This window comes from Candidatus Cloacimonadota bacterium, from assembly GCA_020532085.1.
Lineage (GTDB): Bacteria > Cloacimonadota > Cloacimonadia > Cloacimonadales > Cloacimonadaceae > Syntrophosphaera.
The window spans coordinates 20180-27122 of sequence record JAJBAV010000036.1; the positions used below are offsets into that span (position 1 = coordinate 20180).

At 57.3% G+C, this 6943-nt stretch carries 4 protein-coding genes; all 4 read right to left on the minus strand.

Annotation, left to right across the window (positions count from 1 at the left end; genetic code table 11):
- The 4 genes from LHW45_09220 to LHW45_09235 all read right to left on the minus strand — a co-directional run bounded on the left by LHW45_09220 (window position 1) and on the right by LHW45_09235 (window position 6381).
- Entirely contained in the window at window positions 1-2457 is a 2457-nt protein-coding gene (locus tag LHW45_09220; protein ID MCB5285752.1) for an FG-GAP-like repeat-containing protein, read from the minus strand.
- A 32-nt stretch (window positions 2458-2489) separates the two neighbouring features.
- A complete protein-coding gene (locus LHW45_09225; protein MCB5285753.1) occupies window positions 2490-4031 on the minus strand; it encodes a YifB family Mg chelatase-like AAA ATPase in 1542 nt (513 codons plus the stop codon).
- A gap of 143 nt (window positions 4032-4174) precedes the next feature.
- Window positions 4175-5233 (minus strand): SUMF1/EgtB/PvdO family nonheme iron enzyme, encoded by a 1059-nt coding sequence (locus LHW45_09230; GenBank protein ID MCB5285754.1) that lies wholly within the window; start codon window positions 5231-5233, stop codon window positions 4175-4177.
- Between the two features lie 17 nt (window positions 5234-5250).
- Window positions 5251-6381, minus strand: a complete 1131-nt coding sequence (locus tag LHW45_09235) for an SUMF1/EgtB/PvdO family nonheme iron enzyme (GenBank protein MCB5285755.1) — start codon at window positions 6379-6381, stop codon at window positions 5251-5253.
- Between the last annotated feature and the right edge of the window lie 562 nt (window positions 6382-6943).

Below are 6943 nucleotides of genomic sequence, written 5' to 3' on the forward strand. Positions count from 1 at the left end.
TTACTTCATCAGCACCACACGGAGCATCTGCGATCCATCCTTAGCGCTTAAACAGCAAAGATATACGCCCGGGGGCAGGGAGCGTCCCCGGCCATCCGTTCCATCCCAAACCAAGTTGATCGGGCCGGCCTCAAGTTCGGAGAAAACCCTCACTTTCTGGCCTTTCAGGTTATAGATGGCCAGGCTGCCCCGTTGTCCATCTTTGAGGCTGAAACTTATCCTGGCGGAGCCAGAAAAGGGATTGGGGCTTATCCGCAAAGCCTGCGGGGGCAACACGTTGTCGTCGGAGGAAGTGTAGATGAAGCTGAGCGTCGCGGGTTCGGACTCACCGCCGTCCGTGTAGAAGGCTGTGACATCCACCTGGTAGTCCTGGCCCGGGACGAGGCCTTGAAGATCGTACTCCTGAATGAAAGTGGAGCCCAGGCTCACTGAATTGAGGTAAATGTTGTAGCATTCCAGCTGGGCCGTGCTTCCCTGGGGGGCTGTCCAAAACAGGAAAACGCCCTCGGGCTGGGGATGCCAGCTCAGGCCGGTGGGAGGGTTGTGGATGTTTTCCGTCCAGCTTAGCGTGGCGGGTTCGGATTCCCCCGCGGTGTATCGGGCCGTTACTGCCGCCGTATATTGCTGGCCGCCAGCCAGTCCGGGCAAAGCCCAGTTCGTTTGCGTGGTCTCCCCCAAAAGCTCTCCGTTCAAATAAACCCTGTAAGCCTCAAAAGGCGAGCTGCTGCCGCCCTGGGGGGCGTCCCAAACCAGTCCTCCGTGCGGGTGTTGCGGGTTTTGGGGTGGATTGAGCACCGCCCCGGAGTAAAGCTGGTTGCGCCAGTAGCTGAAGGTGCCGTCGTAATCGCCCAGGATGAGGTCCAGATCGCCGTCGTGGTCGAGGTCGGCCAGGGCCGGGGCGGCGTTCTGGTCGGTGCTGATGCCGCTGAAGATGCTGCTGTTTTGCGTCCAGCCGTGTCCCTCGCGCAGCCAGCAGGTCAGGTTGCCCTGAAGGTTTCCGGCCAGCAGGTCGATATCGCCGTCGCCATCGATGTCACCCAGGCAGGGTGAGCATTTGGAGCCCACGTCCAGGCCCGAAAAATAGTTCGGCACCGCGGTCCAGGAAGGCAGCGGAGCTGTGCCGTTATTCGCGTAATAATAGAGGTTTCCCGCCTCATTGCCCACGATCAGGTCCAGGTGCAGGTCGCCGTTCATATCCGCGAGGCGGGGCACGGACCAGCCTCCCAGCGCGGCCGGAGGCGTGACCCCGGTAAGCTCCACAAAGCCGGTGCCGGTGTTTTGGTGAAAGAAGAGGTTTCCGCTCAGATCGCCCACAACGGCGTCCGGAAGGCCGTCAGCGTCCAGGTTGCCGGTGGCCGCGGCGGCATAGATGGAGTGGTCGATGCTGGCGAAATAAGCGCTGTTTTCGCTCCAGGCCGGCGCATAGATGGTGCCGGTGTTTTCATGGTATTTGATGTAACCCAGCTGGCTGCCGCTGATCAAGTCCAGGTCGCCGTCGCCGTCAAAATCCTGCAACCAGGGGCTGCTGGCGCCGCCCACATCGATCACGCCGCCGAAGAGGCTGGTGTTGGCCTGCCAAACTGGACTGGACTGCGTTCCGATGTTCAGATAGTAAAAGAGGGGCCCGTCCGCGGTGCCGAACACCAGATCCGGCAGGCCGTCGCCGCTGATGTCCGCCAGATCGGGGGAATTCCAGTAAGTGGCGTTGCCCAGTCCGGTGAAAAGGGCCGAATTAGCCTCCCAGAGAGGGTTGCCGGCATTGCCGTTATTCTGATAGTACACAAAGCCGTGCGCGTCCCGTCCGCAGAGGATGTCCTGGTCGCCGTCACCGTCGAGGTCGCAGAAAACGGGATAGGCGTAGAGGCCGATGTCGCCCAGGGTCTGCGCTGCTGCCGCGCTGAACTGGGCCGCGGCGGGGGTGCCGGTGTTGGTGTAAACCCTCACGCCGCCGTCCTCGCTGAGCCCCACCACCAGGTCCGGATCGCCGTCGCCGTCCACGTCGGCCAGATCGGGCACGGGATTGTATCCCAGCCCCAGGGCGGGAAAAAAGCCAGGCTGTTCGGCCAACACAGGCTGCGAGGGGGTTCCGGAGTTCAGATAGAGGTGCAGGCCGGTGAAGCCGCCGGTTACCACGTCCAGGTCGCCATCGGCATCGATATCCACGCAGTCCGCCATTTCCGCGTTCAGGGCCGGGATCACGGAGGTGATGTTTTCCCCGATCGTGAACTGGGGCGAACTGGCGCTGCCGGTGTTTTTGATGTAAACGGGGGCGCTGTTGCTGCCGCCCAGCAGGAAGTCCTGGTCGCCATCGGCGTCCAGATCGGCGAAACGCGGCTGGGAAAAGGTGAAACTGGGCACGCCGCTGGGGTTGAACACGCTGTTGTCCTGCTGCCAGGGCTGGGCGGTCAAAACCGCCGCAATCGCGAGCGCGGGCAAGATCAGGGAATATCTTGGCATGGCTTGGCTTCCTTTTTTTGCTGTGACAGCGCTCAGCCCCAGTATTTGCGGTCCAGGGTGCGGTACTGGATGGCCTCGGAGATGTGGTCGCTGTCGATGTTGGCCTGGCCTTCGAGGTCGGCAATGGTGCGCGAGACTTTCAGGATGCGGTCGAACACGCGGGCGGAATAGCCCAAATGGTCTATGGCGTGCTGCATCTGGGCCTGGCTGTCCGCGTCCAGCTGGCAGTATTTGCGCAGCAGCCGGGAATTCATCTGGGCGTTGCAGAAAATGCCTTCCTCGGCGTAGCGGGCGCGCTGGATCTGGCGGGCCTGGTTCACCCGGGCGCGGATGTCGGCGGATCGGTCTCCGGAAGGCAGGCTGGCGAGGTCGGCGTAGCTTACGCTGGGCACCTCCACGTGGATGTCGATGCGGTCCAGCAGCGGCCCTGACACCCGGCCGCGGTAACGCGCGATGGCGCCCGGTTCGCAGGTGCAGAGATGGTTGGGGATGTTGGCGCCAAAATAGCCGCAGGGACAGGGATTCATCGAGGCGATGAGCATGAAGTCGGCGGGAAAGGTGAGGCTGGTGGCGGCCCGGGAGATGGTGACCACCCCATCTTCCAGCGGCTGGCGCATCACTTCCAGCACGCCGCGCTTGAATTCCGGCAGTTCATCCAGAAACAGCACGCCGAAGTGCGCCAAAGACACTTCCCCGGGGCGCGGGAAGGTTCCCCCTCCCACGAGGCCGTTTTCGCTGCAGGAGTGGTGCGGAGCGCGGAACGGACGGGTGGTGAGAATGCCGTTTTTGAAATGCTTGGAATAGCCGGCCACGGAATGGATCTTGGTGGCCTCCAAAGCTTCGTCCAGAGAGAGTTCCGGAAGTATGGTCGGCACCCGGCGCGCCAGCATGGTTTTGCCTGAGCCGGGCGGGCCGATCATCAGCAGGTTGTGGCCGCCCGCGGCGGAAACCTCCAGAGCCCGCTTCACCTGATATTGGCCCTTCACGTCGTGCATGTCCAGGGGAAAATCGTTCAACACGGAGAAGATCTTGTCCCGGTCAACCGTTGCCGGCTTGATCTCGATCTCGCCGCGCAGAAACAGCACCGCCTCCCGCAAAGAGGTTACCGGGATCACCTTCAAACCTTCAATTATCGCGGCTTCCTCGGCATTTTCATAAGGCAGCACCAGGGCGTCCATGCCGTCGCGTTTGGCGGCCAGGGCGATGGGCAAAACGCCCTTCACGGGGCGCAGATTGCCGTCCAGCGAGAGTTCGCCGATGATGGCGGTCTGGCTGAGGTATTCCACCGGCAGCTGTTTGATGCTCTGCAGCACGGAAATGGCGATGGGCAGGTCCAGCGCGGCGCTGTCCTTTTTGATGTCGGCCGGGGCCAGGTTGATGGTGAAACGCTTGATGGCGGCCTCGAAACCGGAGTTGCTGAGCGCGGCGAAAATGCGGTCCTTGCTCTCCTTCACGGCGTTGGAGGCCATGCCCACAATGTTCACGCTGTACATCTGGCCGGCGCTGTCACACTCCACCGTGAGCAGCTGGCCGTCGATGCCGATCGTGGTGTATGTCTTTACTATTCCTACCATTTACACGTGTCCTTATGCTGTTTGTGAGGTCAGGTCACACTAAACAACATTCGCCTGTGCAGTCAAGGGAAAAAGGGGTTTTAAGTACTTGATCGGCAAATCCATACCTGCATTGATCATGAAAAAGGTAAGAAGCCATGGTATTACTGGGCTGTTCTGCAGAGGCGGAAGCCGTCATAGCGGGTGTTGCCGCTGGGGTAGAAGTTGGTGCGATTAGCTACCCGGCTGTAGAAGTCCGTATGAAACCAGCCGCCGCCGCGCTTCACCCGGTATGTACCGCTGACAGGACCGGTTGGATCGTTGCTGGGACTGCTGCCGTAATAGCTGGTGGAATACCAATCCCAGCATACTTCCCATAGGTTTCCGCTCATGTCGTAGGTCCCGATGCCGTTGAGAGCCTTTGTCCCCACAGGATGGCTGGAGCCGCCGGCATTATCATAATACCAGGCCACTGCATTGATGCTGTTTGAACCCGCATAGAGATAATCCGGGCTGGTGGTTGCCCCTCTCGCGGCGTATTCCCATTCCGCCTCTGTGGGCAGGCGATAGCCGTTGGCGTTCCAGTTGCAGATGGCGATGTTCCAGGTGGCGTTGTTGGAACCCGGCACGATGCCCCAATCCGCGGGGTTGGTGGAGCCGCTGATTGTGTAGCAAGGGGAGAGGTTTTCCGCCAGGCTGCGCAGATTGCAGTATTTCAGCATCGAATACCAGGAAACCTCATACACGGGATAGTTGTCTCCCACACCATAACCAGATGCTGGATTGGAGCCCATGATCGCCGAATATTCAGATTGGGAGACTTCATACTTGCCGATAAAGAATGAACTCAGTGTCACGCTGTGGGCGGGAATTTCGTTTCCTATTCCGTCATCAATTGTATCGCCCATGATGAAGGTGCCACCGGGGACATAAGCAAATTGTCCGTCTGATAGATCCACAGCGGTCACGCGGTAGAAATATTTGTCTGGGCTGGCAATCTCTGAATGGAATGGCTCGGATACCTGCGCAACAGGTTCTCCCCAAACGTCGGCATCGGGAATGATGGAGCGGTAGATATTGTAATGATCGGCGCCGGATACTTCATCCCATGTGAGTTCAACAGAATTGCCATCTCTCGTGATAATCAGGTTTTGAGGCACAATTTGAGCCAGCAGAAACAGGCAGAACAGAATGAAATAGAGGGTCAATATTGTCTTTTTCATGGTGTTTGCATATTAGTTTACTGGATTGTCCTGCAGACCCGGAAGCCGGCGAAGCCGTTCTGGCTTCCATAAGGATAGTAGGAACGGCGATACGTGATCCGGCAAATACCTGGACCGCTTTCCCATCCTCCTCCACGCAGCAGCCGCATGGAACCGCTGTCGGGCCCGGTTGGATTGTTGCCGGGACTGATGCTATACCAACTGTCGGAAAACCAATCCCAGCACCATTCCCAAACATTACCGCTCATATCGTAAGCGCCGATGCCGTTTGGAGCTTTTGCTCCCATGGGATGCGTGGCAGAGCCAGAATTAAAGGAATACCAGGCCACGGCGTTGATGTCATCAGATCCGGCATAGAGACGATCCGGATCGTTGGTGGCGCCCCTGGCCGCGTACTCCCATTCAGCTTCAGTGGGTAATCTGTAACCGTCGGCGTCCCAGTTGCAAATGGCGGCGTTCCAAGTATCGTTGTTGTAGTTGGGTACCTCTCCCCAGTCATTTGGGTCGGTATATCCGCTGATCGTGTAACAGGGAGTAAGACCCTCTGCCAGACTGCGCAGATTGCAATATTTCAGGGCGTTGTACCAAGTAACATAGTAAACCGGGTGATCATCTCCCAAACCGTGATCATGGGCAGGATTGGAAGCCATTATCGCCTCGTATTCGGCCTGCGTGACCTCGTATTGGCCGATATAGAAAGGGTTCAGGGTAACGCTGTGGGTCGGCAGTTCATTGGCAACCCCACCTCCGAGGGTATTGCCCATGATGAAAGTGCCGCCGGGAACATAGACCATCTGGTCGGGAGCGTCGATGATGGTATAAGTCGCGCTGGCGATCGCGCTGTCTGTCAGGCCCTGTTTGAGAGCTTTTGCTTTGAAGGTGGTTGAAACGGCAATCTGAATAGGGCTGGCGTACACCGTGGAATTTGCGACAGGATCGCTGCCATCTGTAGTGTATACGATCGTCGCTCCGGTGGTGGCAGAGCTGATGCTGACACTCAGTGGATCCGCGTAGGTTCCGGGCACGGGGCTGAAAACGGGTGTGGTGACCGTCTGATCATCAGGTTCCGTGGGCGGACAGCAGCCAAAAATCCCGATGGCAGTGACTGCCACCAAGACCAATGCTACCCGAAAAAGCTGTTTATTCATCTTACTTCTCCTTGAATTGGTTCCAAACAATGGTAATTGCTCAAATTGATGGGACTTATAAACAGAAGTGTACCCGTTGTAATTACTTGCAACCGGAAAGACATGGACCAATCAGCGATTGGGCGCGGCGTGAAACCTGTTGTCTGAAAACCTTAAGCCAATCTAAATGACTTAAAAATACCTAACTTCCATGATTAAATGCAGTTACAATCAGTACGTAAACAATGCCAGGCAAAGCAATACTGTCAATACATTTCTTTCTTGGCTCCTCTTATCGATACGGTACAAATACGGAATCATTACGGATGAAGTGTATTGATAACCGGAGCCAGTGAATTTCCAATGTTTAGCCGGGCAATTTGGCCAGACGATGCGGGGCAAATCCTCACAAGCGGCAACGCCGGCTGATTTTTCTTGACATCAGAACGCAGATATTAAGACCTTTGCACATAATCCTCAGGGTCTGGTTAAAAAGTAAGAGCATTTAGGATCAAAAAGTAGTTTTTGAAATCTGCAAATAATTCTTGACAAAATAGATAGGCTCATATTTTGTCACTCTATC

Coding starts and splice junctions, on each gene's coding strand:
- LHW45_09220 (MCB5285752.1), bottom strand. CDS start 2,457: ATGCCAAGATATTCCCTGATCTTGCCCGCGCTCGCGATTGCGGCGGTT.
- LHW45_09225 (MCB5285753.1), bottom strand. CDS start 4,031: ATGGTAGGAATAGTAAAGACATACACCACGATCGGCATCGACGGCCAG.
- LHW45_09230 (MCB5285754.1), bottom strand. CDS start 5,233: ATGAAAAAGACAATATTGACCCTCTATTTCATTCTGTTCTGCCTGTTT.
- LHW45_09235 (MCB5285755.1), bottom strand. CDS start 6,381: ATGAATAAACAGCTTTTTCGGGTAGCATTGGTCTTGGTGGCAGTCACT.